Genomic DNA, 20,161 nt, shown 5'->3' on the forward strand with positions numbered 1-20,161 from the left:
GGATCGTGAAGCTGGATTCGATGTACCAGGAAGTCATCCTGGACCACTACAAGCACCCGCACGGGCGGGGCTTGCGGGATGGCGACGCCGAGGTGCACCACGTCAACCCGACGTGCGGCGACGAGATCACGCTGCGCGTGAAGTACGACGGTGAGCAGATCGCGGACATCTCGTACGAGGGGCAGGGCTGCTCCATCAGCCAGGCCTCGGCGTCCGTGCTCAACGACCTGCTCGTCGGCAAGGACGTGTCCGAGGCGCAGAAGATCCAGGAGACGTTCCTGGAGCTGATGCAGTCCAAGGGCCGGACCGAGCCGGACGACGCGATGGAGGAGGTGCTGGAGGACGCGGTCGCGTTCGCCGGTGTCTCCAAGTACCCGGCCCGGGTCAAGTGCGCCCTCCTCAGCTGGATGGCGTGGAAGGACGCGACCGCCCAGGCTCTGGGCGAGAGCGCCGAGAGGAAGACGGCATGAGCGAGAACGAGACCCTGACGACGAAGCCGGCCTCGGAGGACGAACTCCGTGAGGCGCTGTACGACGTCGTCGACCCCGAGCTGGGCATCGACGTCGTCAACCTCGGCCTGATCTACGGCATCCACATCGACGACGCGAACATCGCGACGATCGACATGACGCTGACGTCCGCGGCCTGCCCGCTCACCGACGTCATCGAGGACCAGGCCAAGTCCGCCACGGACGGCATCGTCAACGAACTGCGCATCAACTGGGTGTGGATGCCGCCGTGGGGCCCGGACAAGATCACGGACGACGGACGCGAGCAGCTTCGGGCGCTCGGCTTCAACGTCTGACCGGTCGACCGCTCCGACGTCCGATCGGCTCGGTCCTCCGTAGCGGCGTCCGATCGGACGCCCACCCCGCTCGTCCACGCGTGACCCCCGGCGCACTGCCGGGGGTCACGCGTGTTTCCGCCCCGTGCTGCCCGCCCGCCCGACTTGTGTACGGTCGTACGCATCGATGTGTACCCTTGTACACATGGGATACCTGCTGCTCGCCGGAGCCATCGTCTCCGAGGTGGCCGCCACGACCGCCATGAAGTACAGCGAGGGTTTCAGCAGGCTCTGGCCGTCGCTGGTGACCGCCCTCGGATACGTCGTCGCCTTCCTCCTGCTCGCGCAGTGCCTCAAGACCGTCCAGGTCGGCACGGCCTACGCGATCTGGGCCGGCGCCGGGACCGCGGTCATCGCGGCGATCGGCACGCTCTTCCTCGGGGAGGCGCTCACCGTCACCAAGGTGGCCGGGATACTGCTGATCATCGGCGGCGTCGTGGTGCTGAACCTGGACGGAGCCCACTGATGGCCCCGCGCCGCTACGACCCCGAGCGACGCCAGCGCATCATCGACGCGGCGATCCGGGTCGTGGGCAGCAAGGGGCTCGCCGGGCTGAGCCACCGCTCCGTCGCCGCCGAGGCCGATGTGCCGCTCGGCTCCACCACCTACCACTTCAAGACCCTCGACGAACTCATGGTCGCCGCCCTGCGCCAGGCGAACGAGGGCTTCGCCGAGATGGTCGCCGCGCGCGGCGCGCTGGAGGACCCCCGCGTCGACCTCGCGGGCGAGCTCGCCGGACTCATGGGCGCCTGGCTCGCCGGGGAGCGTACGGGGGTCGAGCTGGAGTACGAGCTGTACCTCGCCGCTCTGCGCCGCCCCGCCCTGCGTCCCGTCGCCGCCGCCTGGGTCCAGGGCCTCGTCGACCCCCTCGCCCGCCGCACCGACCCCGTCACGGCGCGGGCGCTCGTGGCTCTGGTGGACGGGATCTGTCTCCAGGTGCTGCTGACCGGGGGGACCTACGACGAGACGTACGCGCGAGAGGTGCTGAGCCGGCTGATCGACGGAGACGGGAGCGGAGCCGGCGCCTGAGAACGGGTGGGCGCGGGTGTCCGTGAGGTGTCCGTGCGCCGGTCAGGGGCCACCGCGTACCGTGCGCCGGTGGGGCGGGCCGCCGGGCGGGTCCCCGGGCGGGTCGCCGGGCGGGCCGGTCGGTCCGGCGCACGCGACGGCCGGGCGCCCGGGTCGCCCCGTCACGGGGGACGGCGGGCGTGGGGGCGCGGTTCGCCCGGGACATGAGACGGCGGGGGCACCGGTTGGCCCGCGCGGCCCGCGCCGCGTTAGGTTTCACCCATGACCGACACGACTGCTACGCGCACCACCGGCGCCGTCGCCGCGGGCCTCGCCACCCTCACCGCCGACGGCACCGTCCTCGACACCTGGTTCCCCGCGCCCGAACTGTCCACCGAACCCGGCCCGGCCGGCACCGAGCGGCTGTCCGCCGAGCGTGCCGTCGAACTGCTCGGTGAAGGCGCCGCCAAAGCCGTCGGGCCCGACGCCCGCCGAGGCGTCGAAGTGGTCGCGGTCCGCACGGTCATCGCCTCGCTGGACGAGAAGCCGATCGACGCGCACGACGCCTATCTGCGGCTGCACCTGCTGTCGCACCGTCTCGTACGCCCGCACGGCCAGAGCCTGGACGGCATCTTCGGCCACCTCGCCAACGTCGCCTGGACCTCGCTCGGCCCGGTCGCCGTCGACGACGTCGAGAAGGTACGGCTCAACGCCCGCGCCGAGGGACTCCACCTCCAGGTGACGTCCATCGACAAGTTCCCGCGCATGACGGACTACGTCGCGCCCAAGGGCGTCCGCATCGCCGACGCCGACCGCGTCCGGCTCGGCGCGCACCTCGCCGAGGGCACCACCGTGATGCACGAGGGCTTCGTGAACTTCAACGCGGGCACCCTCGGCACCTCGATGGTCGAGGGCCGTATCTCGGCGGGCGTCGTGGTCGGTGACGGCTCGGACATCGGAGGGGGCGCCTCCACGATGGGCACCCTGTCCGGCGGCGGCAACGTCCGCATCACCATCGGCGAGCGCTGCCTGGTCGGCGCCGAGGCCGGTGTCGGCATCGCCCTCGGCGACGAGTGCGTGGTCGAGGCGGGCCTGTACGTCACCGCGGGCACCCGCGTGACCATGCCCGACGGGCAGATCGTCAAGGCCCGCGAACTCTCCGGCGCCTCGAACATCCTCTTCCGCCGCAACTCGGTCACCGGAACCGTCGAGGCGCGGCCGAACAACGCGGTGTGGGGCGGGCTGAACGAGATCCTGCACAGCCACAACTGACGACCGGCGGCCGTGACGTGCGGCCGCCTCGTCGATCACCGCCCCGAGTCGCCGCCGAGTCGCCGGCAGTCGTCGACGCCGGTCACCATCGAGCGCCCTTCCACGGCCCCAGGACGGCCCGGGAGGGCGCTCGTGCGTCGGGTGACATCGCTGAAGTGAACTGCGCTCGGGGTTCGCGCCGTTGGGGTCACCTATGCTGCCCGTGATCACGCGCGGGCAGTCTGAGGGGGCTTTCATGGGCGAGGCGAAAGCGGGCGGCGGGGGCGTCGCACCGGAGGAGACGCACGAGACGTCGTACCTCGGCGGCGTGGACGACGCGGATCGTGAGGGCTCCCTACGGCGACGGAGACTGCTGAGCCCGGCGGTCGTGGTCGTCGGCCTCGCCTTCGTCGCCGTAGTGGCGGGAGGCGTGTTCTGGCTGTTCCAGGACGAGTTGTTCCATCCGTTCGGGGACGCCCGGGCCTGTGACGGCAGCGACGCCGCGCTGACGGGGAGGATCGCGTTCGGGGGCGTGCCGATCCCCGCCGACGCCACGGACGTCCACTACTTCACGAAGCACGGTTCCGCCGAGGTCTCCTTCCTGAGCGACCGGATGCCGGACTATCTGCACCGCGCGGGACTCGTCCCGGAGGGGGACTCCCTGTTCGACGAGAACGACGGCAGCGCGTACGCGCTACGTGAGGGCGACAGCGAGCTGCCCGACGGACTGTGCGGCCCCGCTCTCAAGGGACCTGCCTGGAGCTACCAGGGCACGGGCCCCGGCCCGGGCGTCAGCATCCTGATCGAACGCGCCCCCACCGGAACCACCCTCCGCGCACCGGCCCGCGTCATCGCCTCCTTCGACATCGGCTGAGCCGCCCTGCTCCAGACGGAAGCGGACCCCCTCGACGACCCGCCCGTCGGGGCCCGGGTACATCAGGTCGGACCAGACGAAGGACCGGCGACCCCGCTACGCGGGCAGCGTCGCCGCGAACTCCCGCAGGGCCGTGAAGTCCGGTGCGAGCAGGCCCCGTCGGGGGTCGACGTGGTGCAGGAGCGCGGGGGAGGGGTGGTGGGCGGCCACATACGTGTCGTCGGCCGGGGACTGTTCGTCGTCCACCCATGCGAAGGGCCGGCCGGCCGCGTACGTCACGATCCGCTCCGTCTTCCAGTGCACGCCGTCCGGCCGTGCGGCGAACAGGGCGCCGGTGAAGTCGACGTACGGGAGCGCGGGCAGACCGATGACCGGCCCGATGTGGCGGTTGGCGGCGTCCATCCAGGTGGTCGCCCAGCACAGGTCGTAGCCGAGGTCCAGGAGGGCGCGGCCGTGCCCGGGGTGGAGCCAGACACGCAGGGGCCTGCGGGGGGTCAGCGTCACCCGGATCGTCGTGTACCCCTCGGGCCGGCGCTCCGGCTGGGCCGCGTACGGGTTCAGCGGACCGTCGACGTCGAGGAACAGCAGCGGTCGGCTCACTGGGCCACCGTAGGGGACGCGGGGCGGAGAGGCCGGATAATTTCCCTCGGGCCGGAGGCATAGCGGAGGGCGGCTCCGCGCGTCACACGGGGCACAGGGGAGTACGGCACGGGCCGTCGGAGAAGACCGTCGGGAATGACGAAGGTGACGATGGATGCCGAAGCGCAGGAGAACTTCCGGGAGTTCGTGGCGAACCGGTCGTCCGCGCTGCTGAGGACGGCCGTCCTGCTCAGCGGCGGGGACCGGCACGCCGCCGAGGACCTGCTGCAGAACGCCCTGGTCAAGGCCGCCGGGCGCTGGCACCGCATCGACGAACCCGAGGCGTACGTACGGCAGATCCTGTACCGGCAGCAGGTGAGCCGCTGGCGGCTGAAGTGGCCGCGGCGGGAGGTGAGCGTCGCCGAGCCGCCGGACGGCGCGCGCCACGGCACGGACTCCTCGGCCGCGGCCGAGCTGCGCGTCGTGATGCGCGGAGCGCTGGCCCGGCTCACCGCACGCCAGCGCAGCGTGCTCGTGCTGCGCTACTTCGAGGATCTGCCCGAGGCGGACGTGGCCCGGCTCCTCGGCTGCTCCGTCGGGACCGTGCGGTCCACGACACACCGCTCGCTCGCCCGGCTCCGCGCCCTCGCCCCTGAACTGGCCGCGCTGGGAACCGGGAACGCCGGGCAGCAGCCGTCCCGTGACTTCTCGCCCGTGGAGGTGCGATCGTGAACGTCGACGACCTGGTGCGCGACTCCCTGCGGGAGCAGGCCGCCGAACAGCCCTCCGTGGGCCCGGGTTTCGCCGACCGTGTGATGACCGTCCGCCGGCGCCGTCGCACCCGTAGGCTCGGCTCCGTCGCCGCGGCCGTGGCCGCGGTGGTCACCGTCGCCGTGGCGGTGCCGCTCGTCTCCGGCAGGGACGACGTGCGCCCCGCGAAGGTTCTGGACGGAACCGGTCTGAGCGCCCACCCGGACCAGTCGCCGCCGCGCGACCTCATCGCGGCCGGCAACGTGGCACTGGGTGCGTACTGCACCGCGCACGCCGTGCCACGGACGAAGGACCGCGCCGTCTACACCCGTACCTACTGGCTGCTCGACCCGGGGTCCGGACGGTACGAGAAGAGCACCAAGTGGTCCTTCGTCGCCCTCGCCCCCGGGCTGCGCACCGCGGCCGTCCTGGAACAGGACCTGCCCACCCGCCGGATCGGTCTGCTCGACCTCACCACCGGCAGGATCGAGCGGTGGATCCCGGTCGACCACGGGGTGGGGGGACTCGCGTTCTCCCGCGACGGGAGCAGGCTCGTCGCCACGACCTACGACGAGAACCCGGACCTGCGCGTCAAGGTGCGCGGCCCCTCCGGGACCGACTGGATGGCGCCCTTGGGCGGGTCGAGCAGGTCCGGGTTCCTCGTCGTCGACGTCGCCTCCGGCAAGGGGACCTGGAGCGGTGTCGCATCCGGCCGCGACACCGGAACCCGTGAGGACTTCGCCTTCAGCCGCGACGGCAGGCTGGTGTACTCCCGGGTCGTCGTGTCGGGGGGCCGGGACGGCATGCAGCAGTTCTACGACCTGAAGGGCGCGAAGGTGCCCGCGCCCGAGAACGAGCGGTACCTGCGGGCGGACGTCGGCGCGCGGCTGTCCCCGGACGGCTCCGTCGCCGCGAGCGGCCTGACGCGCGAGAAGCCCGACAAGTCGTACTCCGCGCTCCTCGATCCGCGCACCGGCAAACGGGTCACCCTGGTGCGTGGAGCGGAGTTGCTCGCCTGGGTCGACGACAAGAGGCTCATCGCCTGGGAGAGGCTCCCGGGCGGGACCCTGTACCGGCCCCGGCTCGTGCTGGTGACGATCGGCAGCGACCGGGTCGTACCGCTGAGCGGTGGCCCAGCGCTGGACAGCGACCCGATGCGACAGCTGTGGGAACCCGTCTTCGTCGAGCGCTGATCAGCCGGCGACCAGCTCTTCGTGGACGGCCAGCAGACCGTCGGCCACCTCCCGGCCGGCGGACCGCAGGGGCGCGCGGACCGGGCCCGCGGGCAGGCCGAGCCGGCCGAGCAGGGCCTTCGCCGTGACCGCGCCGGGCAGACCGGCCGACATCATCGCCTCGACCAGCGGGATCACCCGCCGCTGGCGTCGGGCCGCCTCGGCGGTGTCGCCGGAGTCGAACGCGTCGAGGATCGCGCGGAAGGCGCCCGGCGCCGCGTTCGCCACCGTGCTGACATACCCGGTCCCGCCGACCGCCCGCAGCGCGAGCACGTACTCGTCGCACCCGGTGTAGTACGCCAACTCCGTCCGGGCCAGCACCTTCTGGGTACCGAGCAGGTCGTACGCGCAGTCCTTGACGGCCACGATCCGGGGGTGCCCGGCGAGCCGGATCAGGGTGTCGGGCTCGATGCGCGTGCCCGTGCGGCCCGGGATGTCGTAGAGGGCGAGCGGCAGCCCGGTGGCGTCGGCGATCTCGCGGAAGTGGGCCTCGACGGCGTCCTGCGGCGGCCTGCTGTAGTACGGGGTGACGACCAACAGGCCGTCCGCGCCCGCCTTCTCGGCCTCCCGGGCCAGCTCCACGGTGTGCCGTGTGTCGGCGGTGCCGACGCCCGCGAGGATCGACGCACGGTTTCCGACCGCATCCCGCACGGCCCGTACCAGCGCGGACTTCTCGGCGTCCGTCGTGGTCGGGGACTCGCCCGTGGTGCCGGACAGGACCAGACCGTCGCAGCCCCCGCGGACCAGCCGGTCGGCGAGCAGTCCCGCCCCGTCGAGGTCGAGCGCGCCCCCTTCGGTGAAGGGCGTGACCATCGCGCAGAGCGCACGGCCGAAGGGAGGTGCCGGTGCGGTCGGGGTCGTGGTGCGAGGTGTCCGCGTCATGCGAGCAGTCTCGGCACCCTGACGGTGAAGCTCCACTTAATTCTTCTACGACATGAGGCGAAGGACTGCTACGAGGTCCCTCTTTCGGGGGCTTCCCGGCGGCACTGGTGCCAACTCGGCCCCCCATGGGTCACCATGGCGAGGACGGAAGTCGACGGCAGATCGCGGGAGGCGTCATGAGGCTGGGCAGGGCACTCGCCACCGGAGTCGCGGAGGAGCAGGTCCGCGTGGACGAAGAGGATCTCCGGCAGGCCGTGGAGACCGCGGAGGCCGCGGAGCCGGAGGCGTCCACGCGCGAAGAGGTCCCGGCCGCCCGATGAGGCTGCGGCTCCCCGAGGAACGCCCGACGGAGCCGCCGACCGGATACAAGATCGCCCACCCGGTGCTGTCCCAGGACGGCACCCGGGCCGGGTTCACCGGCGTCTCACTGGGCGGCGCGCTGCCGTACGGAGTGCTGGACGAGGCGCGCTGCGTCTACGGACTGCGGCACCGTGCGCCGCACCGCCGCTGTGACTGCGGCTTCCACTGTGTGCACGACCGCGCCACGGCCGAGGCGCTGCTGTGCACCACCGAGCACCGGGCGGCCGCCCTTCTGGAGGTCTCCGTCCTCGGCGCGTACATCCGCTTCGAGCGGGGTTTCCGCTACGCCCGCCAGCGGGTGCGGACCGCGACGGTCGGCCCGTGCGCGTGCGGTGCGGTGGCCGCCGCGCTCGCGGACGCGGGCTGGGGGCGGCCCGGCTGGTGCGGCCTGACGGCGGCCTGCGCGGCTTGCGTACGCGGCCGTAGGTCCGTGTCGCTCGCCGGGTTCGCCCGGCTGGCCGGGGAGGGGCTGCGGGTCCGTGCCGGGAGCGGGACCGCGGCGGTGGACCCGTCCGCCGGGCTCGGGGTGTCCGAACTCGTCGCCGAGGCAGCCCTGTTGCAGGCCCGGCTCGACTGGTTCCAGACCCAGCTGGCGCGTCTGGACGAGAGCGGGGAGCGGGGTTAGAGCGGGAGCGGGGGCGGGGGGGCGAGGCCGGGCACCGGCGGGCACGCGCACGGTGTGTCCGCGGCGCGCCGCCATCGACCTCCCGTGCGCCCGCGCAGCATGCCGCCGACGCCGACCTCGCGCACGCCCGCGCCGCCATCGACCTCCCGCGCAGCATGCCGGCGTCGCCGACCTCGCACACGCCCACGCCGTCGCCGACCTCGCACACGCCCACACCGACGCCGACCTCGCGCACACCCGCGTAACGTGCACGCGCGACGTCTTCCCGTCGTACCCCTGCACGCCTCTGCTGCCGTGCGCAGCCCTCGCTCCGCCCCCTCACCCCCGCACAGCTCCCCTCACCCGCCCCCCGAACCGACAACTCCACCCGCCTGGACAAAAAAAGTTTTCGGTGAGACGGTGGAGACATGTTGGATGTGACCGTGATCGAGGACGCAGAGGCCGCCGCCGTCTCGCTGGACCCGATACGGGCCCGGTTGCTGGCCGAGCTGGCCGCCGGACCCGCGTCGGCCGCCATGCTGGCCGGAAAGGTCGGGCTGCCGCGGCAGAAGGTGAACTACCACCTGAAGACGCTGGAGCGGCACGGCCTGGTCGAGCTGGCGGGCGAGCGCCGCAAGGGCAACGTCACCGAGCGGCTGATGCGGGCGACCGCGGCGTCGTACGTCATCTCGCCGCTCGCGCTCGCCGCCGTGCAGCCCGATCCGGACCGGTTCCGCGACCAGCTCTCGGCCCGCTGGCTGCTCGCGCTCGGCGCCCGGCTGGTCCGGGACGTCGGCTCGCTGATCACCGGCGCGGCCAAGGCCCGCAAGCGGCTCGCCACGTTCGCGCTCGACGGCGAGGTGACCTTCGCGACCGCCGCCGACCGTGCCGCGTTCATCGAGGAGCTGACGCAGGGGGTCGGCGCGCTCATCCGCAAGTACCACGACGGGAACGCGGAGGGCGGCCGGGACCACCGGATCGTCGTCGCCGTCCACCCCACGCTCAAGCCGGAGTCGGCCGCGGCCTCCGACGCCGCTCCTGTCGCGGCAGCTTCCTCGGCGCCCCCCGCCGCCGTCGCCGCGGCCCCCGCCCCGATCCCGCCCGCACAGGGCTGACCCCAGGAGAATCACCGCCATGTCCAAGGAATTCGAGATCGCCCGCGAGTTCGAGGTCGACGCCTCCCCGGAGCAGGTGTGGGACGCCCTCACCAGTGGCACCGGTGGCTGGCTGTGGCCGATGGAGTTCGAGCCGCGTCAGGGAGGCACCGGACCCTTCGGCTCCACGCTCACCAACTGGGACCCGCCGCACCGCCTGACCAGCCGGGTCGAGGACGTCGAGGGCATCTCCCAGCAGACCCTCAACCAGATCGACGAGACCATCGAGCCGCGCGACGACGGCCGCCGCTCCTGGGTGCGCTATGTGCACAGCGGCATCTTCGTCGAGGACTGGGACAACCAGTACGACGGGGCGAGTTGGCACACGGACTTCTACCTGCACACCCTGCGCGAGTACGTGACGCACTTCGCGGGCCGCCCGGTCGCCTTCGCCACCTTCGACGGACCCGAGGCGTCCATGGCGTCCGACGCCTTCACCGCGGTGGGGCGGGCGCTCGGTCTCGCCGACGACGCCGAGGCCGGGGCGCGCGTACGGGCACGAGGACCCGAGGGACAACTCCTCGACGCCGTCCTCGACTTCCGCAACCCGTACTTCATCGGCCTGCGCACCGAGGACCAGTTGGTGCGCTTCTTCGGCCGCAACCGCTGGGGTGCCCCGGTCGGCATCAGCGTCCACGACTTCGCGGCGGACGCCGACGCCAAGCGCGACGAGATCGCCTGGCGGGGCTGGCTGAACGGCGTGTTCGCGGCCTGAGCGTGTACAGGAAAGAGCCCGGCCCCCCGGACGACGGGGCCGGGCTCTTCCGCTCACGGGGTCACGGCCTGAACCTCAGCACCTGCGGGTCGTGGTCGCTGATCTGGTCGGAGAACTCCGAGTTGATGTGCACGCTGTCGTAGTCGAAGTCGCAGTCCCGGCGGATCGACGGGCTGACCAGGATCTGGTCGAGAACCTGCTCGTTGCCCTGGTAGTCGTACGTGTAACGCTCGCTCTTCGGCAGCGACTTGATCGCCGACCAGAGCTCGCCGTGACCCTCCAGGATCTTCGCCGTGTCCGAGAACTCGAAGTCGTTCAGGTCGCCGAGCGCGATCACGTCCGCGTCCTTCTGCGCCTTCAGGATCTGGTCGACGAAGGTGTTCTCCGCGGTCGCCTGGAGGTGGCGCTGGGTCTCCGAACTGCGCACCGGAGGCTGGTACTGCGCGGTCAGACCCTGGTCGCCGCCCTTGGAGGCGAAGTGGTTGGCGATCACGAAGACCGTCCGGCCGCGGAAGACGAACTCGCCGGCCAGCGGCTTGCGGCTGGTCGTCCAGGCCGTGTTGCCCGGGTCGATCCGCCCCGGGGACGCGGTCAGCCGCGCCTCGCCGTGCACCTTGGTGACACCGACGGCGGTCGTCGAGTCGCCGCCCGCGCGGTCCGTGAAGGAGACCCGCTGCGGGTTGAACAGGAACACCTGACGGATGTTGCCGCCCGGCTCGCCGCCGTCCTGGTCGTTGACCGGGTCGATGGAACGCCACTCGTACTTCGGGCCGCCCGCCGCGACGATCGCGTCGATCAGCTTGTTCACCGTCTGGTCGGCGGCGACCGTGCCGTCGTCCGTCGGGCCGTTGTTGTCCTGGATCTCCTCCAGGGACACGATGTCGGGCGACCGCAGGTTGTTCACGATCGCGGCCGCGTGGGCGGCGAAGGTGCCGTCACCCGGGTCCAGGTTCTCCACGTTGTACGTCGCCACCGCCAGCTCGCCGCGCGACTGCTTGCGGGTCGTCTCGCGCTGCAGGCCGCCCTTGTCCAGGGTGCCCAGCCGGCTCGCGACGAGCGTGTAGCCACCGAACTGATTGAAGTCGAGCGGGCCCGCGGTGGTGCCCGCGAGCTCGTCGCCGACGTTCGCGGCGGGGAAGTCGGCGGTCGAACCCAGGGACTGGATCTGGAGACGCCCGGTGTTCTGCGAGGTGTAGGCGCCGTAGACCGTGCCGCCGCGCCGGTTGGCGTGCTCGTGCGGCTTCACCGTGACCCACAGCTCGCTGTACAGGTCGGTCGCGGTGACCACCCGGGTGTCGGAGACCTGGACGTTCATGCCCTCCAGGGACTCGTAGTAGTCCAGGGCGTACTTCTTCGGCTCCAGGGTGAGCGCGTTGACCGAGCCGCTCGCCGCCGTGTCACCGGCGGGGGTGTAGGCGTCCGGCACGGAACGGCTGTTGATCACCGTGGCGGCGGGGACCGCGTTGCCGGACGACAGCACCGTGACCACCGGCTTGGTGATCTCCGTCACCGACTGGTTGCCGGTGGAGGCTCCGCCCGGCACGAACTCCGAGACGGTGCCCGAGACCGTGACCGAGTCGCCGGCCGTCACCTTCGGGGTGGAGCTGGTGAAGACGAAGACGCCCTCACTGGTGGCGGGGTCGGCGTCCGGGGTGGGGTCCTGGATCCAGAAGCCCTTGGACGAGCCGTAGGTCCGTACCCCCGTCACCACGCCCGCCACGTCCGTGACCTGCCGGCCCGCGTACGGGGACACCCGGGTGGTGCCCTGGATGTCGTGGATGCGGACGGTGTCCGCGTGGGCCGGTGCGGTGAGCACGACGGCGGAGACGGTGGAACAGACCGCGGCTACGGTCAGCGCGCCGATGCGCGCGGTTCTCTTGCTCGGCAAGGGAATCCCTCCGGGGACTTACATGAGCGCCGGGACGAGGGCGAAGCGGTGGGGGGAACACGACCCGTGTGCGGATCGGTGACGCGCGTAGAAAAAATCGGCGAGCCCAACCCCCGTTGAACTTCTACGCGCGTCAATCTCGTGTGTGAGCGGGGGAGTTGTCAAGGTTTCGGCGGCGTCCAGCATTTGGCAGGGACATGAACCGGGCGGCATCGGTGGAAATCCGTCTAGGCTGAGTCGTCCACGTGGTTTCCGGGGCGGCGTCCGGGTGTGCGTGTCCCGGGCGGGCTCCTGGCCTCGACGGACTCCCCGACGTGCCCCGCCTGTCCTCGTCCGTCACACCCACCCCTGTCCGTCATGCTTGTACCGGTCCTGTTCGTCGGGTCCTGTCCGGTCCCGCTCGTCGGGTCCTGATCGTTCGGAGGAGAACCCAGCCGATGTCAGACAGCTCCCCCTTGCCGCCGGTGCGGCTGACTTCCGAAGCGGAGCTGGCGCGGGACGCGCTCGCCACGCCGCTGCTCTCCCGCGCCGCGCGGCTGGCCCGCTGGGCCGGGCCGGACACGCGGGTCGGCGCGGGCGGTGAACTCGTCGAGGAGCAGCTCGCGGGGGCGGCCGACGCGCTCGGGCTGAGCGGTGACGACGCCGCGGCCCTCGCCAGTGAGGCCTGGCGGATCGCCGTCGACGCCGGGCTCGTGGAGATCGTGGACGAGGACGAGGGCACCGTCGCCGCGGGCGCGGACCTCGCCCTGCTCACCTCCGGCGGCCCGCAGGACGTCCTGGGGGTGTGGCTCGTCGCCCTGGAGGCGGTGCTCGCCGACGCGAGCGTGCCCGACCTCGACGAACTGGCCGGGGCGGTGGAGGAAGGCGGGGAGCTCGACCTCTCCTCGCTGGACTGGGACCCCGAGGCCGAGGCCGAGTTCCTGGACGGCGTGCTCGGCAACCTGTACCTGCTGACCGTGAGCGACGACGGGGCGGGGCCGGTGCCGCTGCCCGCCCTCGCCGCGTCGATGATCGTGCCCGACGACATGGGAGAACCCAGCAACGACGTGCTGGAACAGGTGTCGGACGCGATGATGCGGCTCGACGACCAGTTCCGGCTGCTGGAACCCGTCGGAATCGTCGACTTCCAGCCGGTCGACGAGGCGCTGATGGCGGACACCGACGAGGCGCTGATGGCGGACACCGACGAGGAGCCGGCCGGCCCCCTCGACGAGACGGACGTCTCGCGGTACGGGATGGTGCAGCTGACACCGCTCGGGCTGTACGGCCTGCGGGCCCGGCTGCTGGAGGCGGGATTCTCCGTCCCCGCGGTGGGCGACCTGGCGGACAAGGGCGCGGACGCGCTGCTGGACGGCACCGGCGCCTTCCCGCCGGCCGCGGCCAGGGCCGAGACCGAACAGTGGCTCGCCCGGCGTGAACCCCTCGCCGCCGCCCGGGAGTTGCTCGCCGCGGCACGGGGTGGCGACGCCGGCGCGCCGCTGCGGCGGCTGCGCTGTCAGCAGGCGCTCTCGCTCGTCGGCATGGAGGCAGAGCCCGCGCTGCGTGACGTCCTCGACGACGCCGAGCTGGGCGGCCTCGCCCGGGTCTGGCTCTCCGAGCACGGCGCCGTCGACGTGCCCCCGCCGTCCGAGGCGATGATCTTCTGGCTCACCATCGACACGGTCGCCGCGCAACTCGCGGCCGAGGGCAACTCCGCGGAGCTCCAGGGTCTCGTGGAGGGCCTGGCGCAGCAGCACGGCGGCTTCTTCGCGGCGGCCTGGCGGGTCGACCACCCCGCCACCCCGGACGTCCTGGAGGCGATGGGGCGGCTGCACCCCGACAAGAAGGTCGCCAAGGAGGCCCGCAAGGCCGCCTTCAAGGCACGTTCGCAACAGGGGGGCTGAGGCCGGCCGACCTCCGCGCGCCGGGTCGGGGGGTGGGGCGGGGTGCGCGAGGGCGGGCGAGGGGGTTTTGGGCTCCTGTGGCCGAGTCCTTACGGATTCATGGAAGGGAGTCCGGTGAAGTCGCCGGGCGTTCAACTCCCGTTCAGGCCAGGGCGGGACGGTGTGCCCGCAACGCCGTCCGTGGCCCTCCGCAGCCTTCCATGGTCATCCTCACCGTCACAGGAGACACCCATGTCGCTCACCCGCAGGGACTTCGCCAGACGATCCGCGATCACCGGTGCCGGAGTGGCCCTGGCCGGCAGCGTGGGCGCCCTCGCCACCGCCCCGAACGCCCTCGCCTCCACCGACACCGAGAGTGTCGGGGAGGAGTCCGCGGACCGGCACGGCGGTGTGGGCTACGGACCGCTGGTCCCCGACCCCGAGGGCGTACTCGCGCTGCCCGCCGGATTCTCCTACCGCGTCATCACCTACAGCGGCCGGACCAAGCTGGAATCCGGTGAGTTCACGCCGTCCAACCACGACGGCACGTCCACCTTCGACGGCCCCCGCGGCGCCACCCTCCTCGTCAACAACCACGAGCTCAAGGGCACCCGCGACACCTGGAAGTACCCCGTGCCGCTCACCGAGGGCCTGGTCTACGACCCCGCCGCGTCCGGTGGCTGCACGGTCGTCGAGGTACGCCACGACACGGTCGCCGAGTGGGTCGGCATCGCCGGCACCTCCACCAACTGCGCGGGCGGCAACACTCCTTGGGGCACCTGGCTCACGTGCGAGGAGACCGAGGACAAGGCCGGCCAGAGCGGCATGACCAAGGACCACGGCTACGTCTTCGAGGTCGACCCCGCCGACCGCCGCCGCAACCGGAATCCCAAGCCGATCAAGGCGCTCGGACGGTACGCCCACGAGGCCGTCGTCGTCGACGCCAAGCGCGGCCGCCTCTACCTCACCGAGGACGCCGCGACACCCAACGGCCTGCTGTACCGCTGGACCCCGCCGCAGGGCTTCGAGCACGGCCACGGACAACTGCGCACCCTCGCCGACGACGCGGGCGCCCTGCAGGCCTTCAAGTGCTTCGACTCCGGCGGCCGTTTCGTCGACGACCTCTCCCGCGCCACGAAGACCGGCACCGTGTACGGCGTCGACTGGGTGGACGTCCCCGACCGCGACGCCAGGACGGTCTCCGTACGCAAGCAGTTCGCCGCCGGCGAGGTCACCCGCGCCCGCAAGCTCGAAGGCATGTGGTGGGGCGACGGCGGGGTCTACATCGTCTCCTCGTACGCCCGCGAGGAGAGCCCCGTCCAGCACGACGGCCAGGTCTGGTTCTACGACCCCAAGCGCCGCACCCTGACGCTGAAGGTCCTGATCGGTGTGAACCCCGACCCCTCGGCCGACGGCTCCTTCGACGGCCCCGATAACATCACGGTCTCCCCGTACGGGGGTCTGGTCATCGCCGAGGACGGCGAAGGCGTCCAGCACCTGTTCGGCGCCACCGACAGCGGCCGCACGTACCCGATCGCCCGCAACGAGCTCAACATCGGCACCGAGGAGGAGCCGGCCTACAGCGAGTTCACCGGCGTCACGTTCTCGCCAGACGGCCGGACGCTGTTCGCGAACATCCAGGAGCCCGGAATCATGCTCGCGATCACGGGTCCCTGGAAGCGCCAGAAGCGCGGCTGAACTCGCGAGAAGCGCGGCTGAACTCGGCGGAGGCGCGGCTGAACTCCGCGCTTTCACCCGGCGGTTAATTCGCTCGCCCGTCCCGCGGTACGCCTCCTAGAGTGATGCACGTCCAGGTGCGAAGGCAGGACCTACTTCCACTCATCATGGGGCGGCCGCGGGTTCGAATCCCGTCACCGGCACGACAGGCCGGTGTAGCTCAGGGGCCAGAGCACCTTGTCGGTTCCGTCGATCCTGAACTCTGGACACCACAATTTCATGCACCTCCCGGTGCGCGGGCTGCGGCTACTTCTTCTCTGTAAAAGAATCCGTGCCGCCGCCGATTCTGATCTCGGGAGGCGCAGCACATGGTGGGTGCCCGGTGCGCAGGCGACGGTTACTTCATTGGATCGGACGGTTGCGGGTTCGAGTCCCGCCGCCGGCTTCGGCCGGTGTAGCTCAATCGGGAAGAGCATCTGGCTGAGTCCGTCGCCGCCCTCCGAACTCGGGCACCCTCCCTTTGCTGTGCCTCCCTCCGAAACACGACGTCACCGTCGTACCGAGAATTCGGGGGAATTCATCATGGCGCTGTTCAACACCAAGGCCGCCAGGGCGCAGCCCACTTCGCGGGTCACCTCGACCGGCCGCGTCCTGCGGACCCATCAGGGCGGCCGCGGACGGGAGCGCGACGCGCGCTCCGAGCTCTTTCTCCTCGCCGTCTCCCACTTCGTCTCCCAGCAGACCTTCTACGAGACCGGCACCGACCGCGACGACCGGTTCGCCGCGCTGGTGCGCGAGCTCGCCGTCCACGACCCCTCGTGGACGGCCGCCCTGCTCGGCTGGCTGCGCGGCGACGGCAACCTGCGCTCCGCCTCGGTCGTGGGCGCCGCCGAGTACGTGAAGGCACGCCTCGACGCCGGCGTCACCGACGGTCCCGCCAACCGTCAGGTCGTCGCCTCCGTGCTGCGCCGACCCGACGAGCCCGGCGAACTGCTCGCCTACTGGACCTCCCGGTACGGCCGCAACGTGCCCAAGCCCGTCAAGCGCGGCGTCGCCGACGCGGTACGCCGTCTCTACCACGGCAGGTCGCTGCTGAAGTACGACACCGCGTCCAGGGGCTACCGCTTCGGCGACATCCTCAACCTGGTGCACGCGGCGCCCGACCCCGACAAGCCGTGGCAGGGCGAGCTGTTCCAGTACGCCCTGGACCGGCGCCACAACCCCGACACGGCGCAGCCGCCCGCCTCGAACCGTGTGCTCGTCGCGCACCGTGAGCTGATGGCGGTGCCCGTCGCCGAGCGGCGCGCGGTCGTGACGGCTCCGGACGGTGCCGAGCGGCTCGCGGCGGCGGGCCTCACCTGGGAGGCGCTGGCGGGCTGGCTGCAGGGTCCGATGGACAAGGCGGCCTGGGAGGCCGTGATCCCGTCCATGGGCACGATGGCGCTCGTACGGAACCTGCGGAACTTCGACGAGGCGGGTGTCGGCGACGACGTGGCGGCGCGGGTCGCCACGCGGATCAGCGACCCGGCGGAGGTGGCGCGTTCGCGCCAGTTCCCCTTCCGGTACCTGGCCGCCTACCGGCACGCGCCCTCGCTGCGCTGGTCGTACCCGCTGGAGCAGGCGCTCGGGCACTCGCTGGCCAACGTGCCGGCGCTGCCCGGACGGACGCTCGTGCTCGTCGACCGGTCCGGCTCGATGTTCTTCTCGCGGCTGTCGGACCGCTCGGAGCTCAACCGGGCCGACGCGGCCGCGGTCTTCGGCACGGCGCTCGCACTGCGCGCCGCGGACGCGGACCTCGTCCAGTTCGGCACCGGCAGCGACCGGGTGCGCTACCGCGGGGGCGAGTCGGTGCTGAAGGTACTGGAGCGGTTCGGTGACCTCGGTGGCACGAACACCAGTGAGGCGGTACGGGCGCACTACCGGGGGCACGACCGGGTGCTCATCGTCACGGACGAGCAGGCCGCGTACAGCCACCACGGCGACCCGACCGAGCAGGTCCCGGCGCACGTGCCGGTCTACACCTGGAACCTCGCCGGCCACCGGGCCGGTCACGGGCCGTCCGGCAAGGACAACCGGCACACGTTCGGGGGTCTGTCGGACACGGCGTTCCGAATGGTCTCCCTGCTCGAGTCCGGCAGGGAAGGGCTCTGGCCGTGGATGACCGAATGAGCGTGCGGCCGCCGGGGAAGTCATCGTGCGACGCGGTGACTTGCCCGGCCCGGGCGCGGACGCGGTGGAGTGGAGAGGCGGGCCGGCCCCATGTTCCTTTCCTCGTACGAGCGTTACCCGCCGCTGTTCGGACCCTCGCCGGCGCCTCCGCTGGAGCGGCTGACCCGGCATCTCGGGGGCGCCGCGCTCCGGGCCGAGCGGGAGGACTGCAACTCCGGTGTGACGTACGGCGGGAACAAGACCCGCAAGCTGGCATCCGCTCGGCGGTCGCGGATTCGCCGGGCGGGCTCATGAAGTGGCCCCCCAGGAAAGGGATCTGGGGGGCCACTTCGACACCGTCGTGGTGTGCTCGGTCACCGGCTCGACGCAGGCGGGCACGGTCGCCGGGTTCGCCGCCCTGGAGGAGGCGGGCGGCAGACCGCGGCGCGTCCTCGGGACCGACGCGTCGGCGGCTCCCGCCCGCACCCATGAGCAGATCGCACGGATCGCCCAGGGCACGGGACGGCTCAGCGGCGTCGAGAAGGAGCTGACGGACTCGGACGTCGAACTGCACGAGCGGTACCACGCGGGCACGTACGGGATTCCGGACGAGGCCACCCTGGAGACGATGCGCCTCGCGGCGCGCACCGAGGGCATGGTCACCGACCCCGTCTACGCGGGGAAGTCGATGGCCGGGATGATCGACCTGGTGGCGCGCGGCGAGACCGGGCGCGACTCCACCGTCCTGTACGCCCATCTCGGTGGCCAGCCCGCCCTGAACGCCTACAGCGCGCTCTTCTGATCCTGTCGGCGGCGCCCGGTGATGGCCAGGGCGGCCACGAGGAGCGCCGCCACCGCGATCAGTGTGCCGACACCGAACGCGCGGGCCGCGCCCTCGGTGAGCACCGCGGCCGGTGAACCGGTCGCGTGCCGGGTCGCCGTTCCGTACACCGTGACCAGGACCGAGAGGCCGAGCGTCCCGCCGAGCCACTGCAGGGTCTGCAGCAGACCGGACGCGGCGCCCGCCTCGCGCGGGGCGACGGCCGCCAGGATGGTCGCGTTGAGCGGCATGAAACTGAGGCCGACGCCGAGGCCCATGAGGATCATCGGTCCCAGCAGGCCCGCGGCGTAGCCGTCACCGGGCTCGATCCGTGAGAGCCAGGCGCCCGCGACGACGATCAGTGACATGCCGGTCAGCAGCAGCGGCTTGGCGCCGACGCGCTGCACGAGCCGCGGCACGAAGCGCAGCGGCAGGAAGACCGCCGCGGTCATCGGCAGGAAGGCGAAGCCGGCACGCAACGGGCTGTATCCGAGCGCCTGTTGGGTGATCAGAGTGAGGAAATAGAAGGCGCCGAACATGCCCGCGGGCAGCAGGAGCACGCCCGCGTAGCCGCCCGCGCGGTTGCGGTCGCGGAACAGGTGCGGTGGCATGACCGGCTGCTGGGCCCGGGACTCGATCAGCACGAAGCCCGCGAGGAGCGCCGCCGCGGTCGTGAAGCCGAGCAGGGACCCGGTGTCGGTCCAGCCCTCCTCCGAGACCCGGATGAACGCGTAGACCAGTGAGGTCGTCCCGGCCGTCCCGGTGAGCGCGCCCGCCGCGTCGAACCGCCCCGCGTGCCGGGGGGTCTCGGTCACGGCACGGGGCAGCGCGAGGGCCACCGAGACGCCGATCGGCACGTTGATCAGCAGGGCCCAGCGCCAGGACGCCCAGGCGGTGAGCATGCCGCCGAGGACCAGCCCGATGGAGGCGCCGATGCTCGCCATCGAGGTGTAGACGCCGAGCGCGTGGTGGCGGCGGGGGCCCTCCGGGAAGTTGGTGGTGATCAGGGCGAGGGTGCTCGGCGCGGTGAGCGCGGCGCCCACGCCCTGCAGCGCGCGGGCCGCGAGCAGCCAGCCGCTGTCGGTGGCCAGGCCGCCGAGGAGCGAGGAGAACGCGAAGAGCAGGACGCCGGAGGCGAGGGTGCGGCGGCGGCCCGCGATGTCGCCGACGCGGCCGCCGAGCAGCAGCAGGCCACCGAAGGCGAGGGTGTACGCGTTGAGCACCCAGGACAGGCCGGTGGGGCTGAAGCGGAGGTCCCGCTGGATGTCGGGCAGCGCGACATTGACCACGGTGGAGTCGACGCCGACCATGAGGTAGGCGGTGACGATGACCAAGAGGGCGGTGCCGAGCCGGGCCGGGTGCTGGTCGGGGGCCTGTTCCGGGGCCTCGGGCGGACCGGGCGGACCGGGCGTGGACGTGGTGGAGGAGGCCGGCGGCGTGGGATGTGCCGACGGGGTGGAAGGTGCCGACGGCATGGAAGGCAGTGACGGGGTGGACATGGGATGCTCCCTGT

At 72.0% G+C, this 20,161-nt stretch carries 19 protein-coding genes and 1 pseudogene; 16 read left to right on the forward strand and 4 right to left on the reverse strand.

The genetic code is table 11. The features are described from left to right. Positions 1–5: 5 nt before the first annotated feature. The 6 genes from sufU to OG199_RS31220 all read left to right on the forward strand — a co-directional run bounded on the left by sufU (position 6) and on the right by OG199_RS31220 (position 3,977). Positions 6–470, forward strand: a complete 465-nt coding sequence (gene sufU, locus OG199_RS31195; RefSeq protein WP_266698300.1) for a Fe-S cluster assembly sulfur transfer protein SufU — start codon at positions 6–8, stop codon at positions 468–470. Then, entirely contained in the window at positions 467–805 is a 339-nt protein-coding gene (locus tag OG199_RS31200) for a metal-sulfur cluster assembly factor (RefSeq protein ID WP_168527540.1), read from the forward strand. The genes sufU and OG199_RS31200 overlap by 4 nt, the downstream gene beginning before the upstream one ends. A 184-nt stretch (positions 806–989) precedes the next feature. After that, on the forward strand, positions 990–1,310 hold the full coding sequence (locus tag OG199_RS31205) for a multidrug efflux SMR transporter (protein ID WP_356800824.1): 321 nt from the start codon (positions 990–992) through the stop codon (positions 1,308–1,310). Then, positions 1,310–1,873 carry a TetR/AcrR family transcriptional regulator gene (locus OG199_RS31210; protein WP_401809898.1) on the forward strand — a complete coding sequence of 188 codons (564 nt, stop codon included), beginning with the start codon at positions 1,310–1,312 and terminating at the stop codon, positions 1,871–1,873. Before OG199_RS31205 ends, OG199_RS31210 begins: the two co-directional genes overlap by 1 nt. A gap of 261 nt (positions 1,874–2,134) precedes the next feature. Further along, on the forward strand, positions 2,135–3,124 hold the full coding sequence (gene dapD / locus OG199_RS31215) for a 2,3,4,5-tetrahydropyridine-2,6-dicarboxylate N-succinyltransferase (RefSeq protein ID WP_356800826.1): 990 nt from the start codon (positions 2,135–2,137) through the stop codon (positions 3,122–3,124). 235 nt (positions 3,125–3,359) lie between these two features. Continuing rightward, positions 3,360–3,977, forward strand: a complete 618-nt coding sequence (locus tag OG199_RS31220) for a hypothetical protein (protein WP_405832279.1) — start codon at positions 3,360–3,362, stop codon at positions 3,975–3,977. Between the two features lie 96 nt (positions 3,978–4,073). On the opposite strand, the gene OG199_RS31225 is transcribed toward OG199_RS31220, so the two are convergent. Beyond that, positions 4,074–4,577: a hypothetical protein gene (locus OG199_RS31225; RefSeq protein WP_356800828.1), complete on the reverse strand. Its 504-nt coding sequence runs from the start codon at positions 4,575–4,577 to the stop codon at positions 4,074–4,076. Between the two features lie 150 nt (positions 4,578–4,727). Between OG199_RS31225 and OG199_RS31230 the strand changes: the two genes are divergently transcribed. Both OG199_RS31230 and OG199_RS31235 read left to right on the forward strand, forming a co-directional pair. Then, entirely contained in the window at positions 4,728–5,288 is a 561-nt protein-coding gene (locus tag OG199_RS31230; protein ID WP_356800844.1) for a SigE family RNA polymerase sigma factor, read from the forward strand. Next, positions 5,285–6,499: a WD40 repeat domain-containing protein gene (locus tag OG199_RS31235; protein ID WP_405832280.1), complete on the forward strand. Its 1,215-nt coding sequence runs from the start codon at positions 5,285–5,287 to the stop codon at positions 6,497–6,499. The genes OG199_RS31230 and OG199_RS31235 overlap by 4 nt, the downstream gene beginning before the upstream one ends. Here OG199_RS31235 and dapA read toward each other — a convergent pair whose 3' ends face one another. Continuing rightward, positions 6,500–7,420, reverse strand: coding sequence for a 4-hydroxy-tetrahydrodipicolinate synthase (gene dapA / locus OG199_RS31240; RefSeq protein WP_405832281.1), 921 nt, complete (start codon positions 7,418–7,420; stop codon positions 6,500–6,502). Between the two features lie 176 nt (positions 7,421–7,596). Here dapA and OG199_RS31245 point away from each other — a divergent pair, with 176 nt between their 5' ends. The 4 genes from OG199_RS31245 to OG199_RS31260 all read left to right on the forward strand — a co-directional run bounded on the left by OG199_RS31245 (position 7,597) and on the right by OG199_RS31260 (position 10,253). Beyond that, positions 7,597–7,740, forward strand: a complete 144-nt coding sequence (locus OG199_RS31245) for a hypothetical protein (RefSeq protein ID WP_356800831.1) — start codon at positions 7,597–7,599, stop codon at positions 7,738–7,740. Continuing rightward, a complete protein-coding gene (locus OG199_RS31250; RefSeq protein ID WP_405832284.1) occupies positions 7,737–8,405 on the forward strand; it encodes a hypothetical protein in 669 nt (222 codons plus the stop codon). Before OG199_RS31245 ends, OG199_RS31250 begins: the two co-directional genes overlap by 4 nt. Positions 8,406–8,812: 407 nt before the next feature. Beyond that, positions 8,813–9,499 carry an ArsR/SmtB family transcription factor gene (locus tag OG199_RS31255; protein ID WP_405832285.1) on the forward strand — a complete coding sequence of 229 codons (687 nt, stop codon included), beginning with the start codon at positions 8,813–8,815 and terminating at the stop codon, positions 9,497–9,499. 19 nt (positions 9,500–9,518) lie between these two features. Further along, a complete protein-coding gene (locus OG199_RS31260; protein ID WP_356800834.1) occupies positions 9,519–10,253 on the forward strand; it encodes an SRPBCC domain-containing protein in 735 nt (244 codons plus the stop codon). A gap of 61 nt (positions 10,254–10,314) precedes the next feature. On the opposite strand, the gene OG199_RS31265 is transcribed toward OG199_RS31260, so the two are convergent. Continuing rightward, positions 10,315–12,141, reverse strand: a complete 1,827-nt coding sequence (locus tag OG199_RS31265) for an endonuclease/exonuclease/phosphatase family protein (protein WP_405832287.1) — start codon at positions 12,139–12,141, stop codon at positions 10,315–10,317. 437 nt (positions 12,142–12,578) lie between these two features. Here OG199_RS31265 and OG199_RS31270 point away from each other — a divergent pair, with 437 nt between their 5' ends. From OG199_RS31270 to OG199_RS31285, 4 genes and pseudogenes are all read left to right on the forward strand, one after another. Continuing rightward, on the forward strand, positions 12,579–14,024 hold the full coding sequence (locus tag OG199_RS31270; RefSeq protein ID WP_405832289.1) for a hypothetical protein: 1,446 nt from the start codon (positions 12,579–12,581) through the stop codon (positions 14,022–14,024). Positions 14,025–14,255: 231 nt separating this feature from the next. After that, positions 14,256–15,701, forward strand: coding sequence for an alkaline phosphatase PhoX (locus OG199_RS31275; RefSeq protein ID WP_405832291.1), 1,446 nt, complete (start codon positions 14,256–14,258; stop codon positions 15,699–15,701). Positions 15,702–16,262: 561 nt separating this feature from the next. Continuing rightward, positions 16,263–17,849, forward strand: a complete 1,587-nt coding sequence (locus tag OG199_RS31280) for a TROVE domain-containing protein (protein WP_405832293.1) — start codon at positions 16,263–16,265, stop codon at positions 17,847–17,849. 90 nt (positions 17,850–17,939) lie between these two features. Further along, a pseudogene (locus OG199_RS31285) lies at positions 17,940–18,630 on the forward strand (pyridoxal-phosphate dependent enzyme). On the opposite strand, the gene OG199_RS31290 reads toward OG199_RS31285, so the two are convergent. Then, the gene (locus OG199_RS31290; RefSeq protein ID WP_405832295.1) at positions 18,612–20,147 is read right to left on the reverse strand and encodes an MFS transporter; all 1,536 of its coding nucleotides are present in this window, start codon (positions 20,145–20,147) and stop codon (positions 18,612–18,614) included. The pseudogene OG199_RS31285 and the gene OG199_RS31290 overlap by 19 nt on opposite strands. Positions 20,148–20,161: the final 14 nt, after the last annotated feature.

The organism is Streptomyces sp. NBC_01176 (genome assembly GCF_045039825.1).
Taxonomy (GTDB): Bacteria; Actinomycetota; Actinomycetes; order Streptomycetales; family Streptomycetaceae; genus Streptomyces.

Coding starts and splice junctions, on each gene's coding strand:
- OG199_RS31200 (WP_168527540.1), top strand. CDS start 467: ATGAGCGAGAACGAGACCCTGACGACGAAGCCGGCCTCGGAGGACGAA.
- OG199_RS31205 (WP_356800824.1), top strand. CDS start 990: ATGGGATACCTGCTGCTCGCCGGAGCCATCGTCTCCGAGGTGGCCGCC.
- OG199_RS31210 (WP_401809898.1), top strand. CDS start 1,310: ATGGCCCCGCGCCGCTACGACCCCGAGCGACGCCAGCGCATCATCGAC.
- dapD (WP_356800826.1), top strand. CDS start 2,135: ATGACCGACACGACTGCTACGCGCACCACCGGCGCCGTCGCCGCGGGC.
- OG199_RS31220 (WP_405832279.1), top strand. CDS start 3,360: ATGGGCGAGGCGAAAGCGGGCGGCGGGGGCGTCGCACCGGAGGAGACG.
- OG199_RS31230 (WP_356800844.1), top strand. CDS start 4,728: ATGGATGCCGAAGCGCAGGAGAACTTCCGGGAGTTCGTGGCGAACCGG.
- dapA (WP_405832281.1), bottom strand. CDS start 7,420: ATGACGCGGACACCTCGCACCACGACCCCGACCGCACCGGCACCTCCC.
- OG199_RS31245 (WP_356800831.1), top strand. CDS start 7,597: ATGAGGCTGGGCAGGGCACTCGCCACCGGAGTCGCGGAGGAGCAGGTC.
- OG199_RS31250 (WP_405832284.1), top strand. CDS start 7,737: ATGAGGCTGCGGCTCCCCGAGGAACGCCCGACGGAGCCGCCGACCGGA.
- OG199_RS31255 (WP_405832285.1), top strand. CDS start 8,813: ATGTTGGATGTGACCGTGATCGAGGACGCAGAGGCCGCCGCCGTCTCG.
- OG199_RS31260 (WP_356800834.1), top strand. CDS start 9,519: ATGTCCAAGGAATTCGAGATCGCCCGCGAGTTCGAGGTCGACGCCTCC.
- OG199_RS31270 (WP_405832289.1), top strand. CDS start 12,579: ATGTCAGACAGCTCCCCCTTGCCGCCGGTGCGGCTGACTTCCGAAGCG.
- OG199_RS31275 (WP_405832291.1), top strand. CDS start 14,256: ATGTCGCTCACCCGCAGGGACTTCGCCAGACGATCCGCGATCACCGGT.
- OG199_RS31280 (WP_405832293.1), top strand. CDS start 16,263: ATGGCGCTGTTCAACACCAAGGCCGCCAGGGCGCAGCCCACTTCGCGG.
- OG199_RS31290 (WP_405832295.1), bottom strand. CDS start 20,147: ATGTCCACCCCGTCACTGCCTTCCATGCCGTCGGCACCTTCCACCCCG.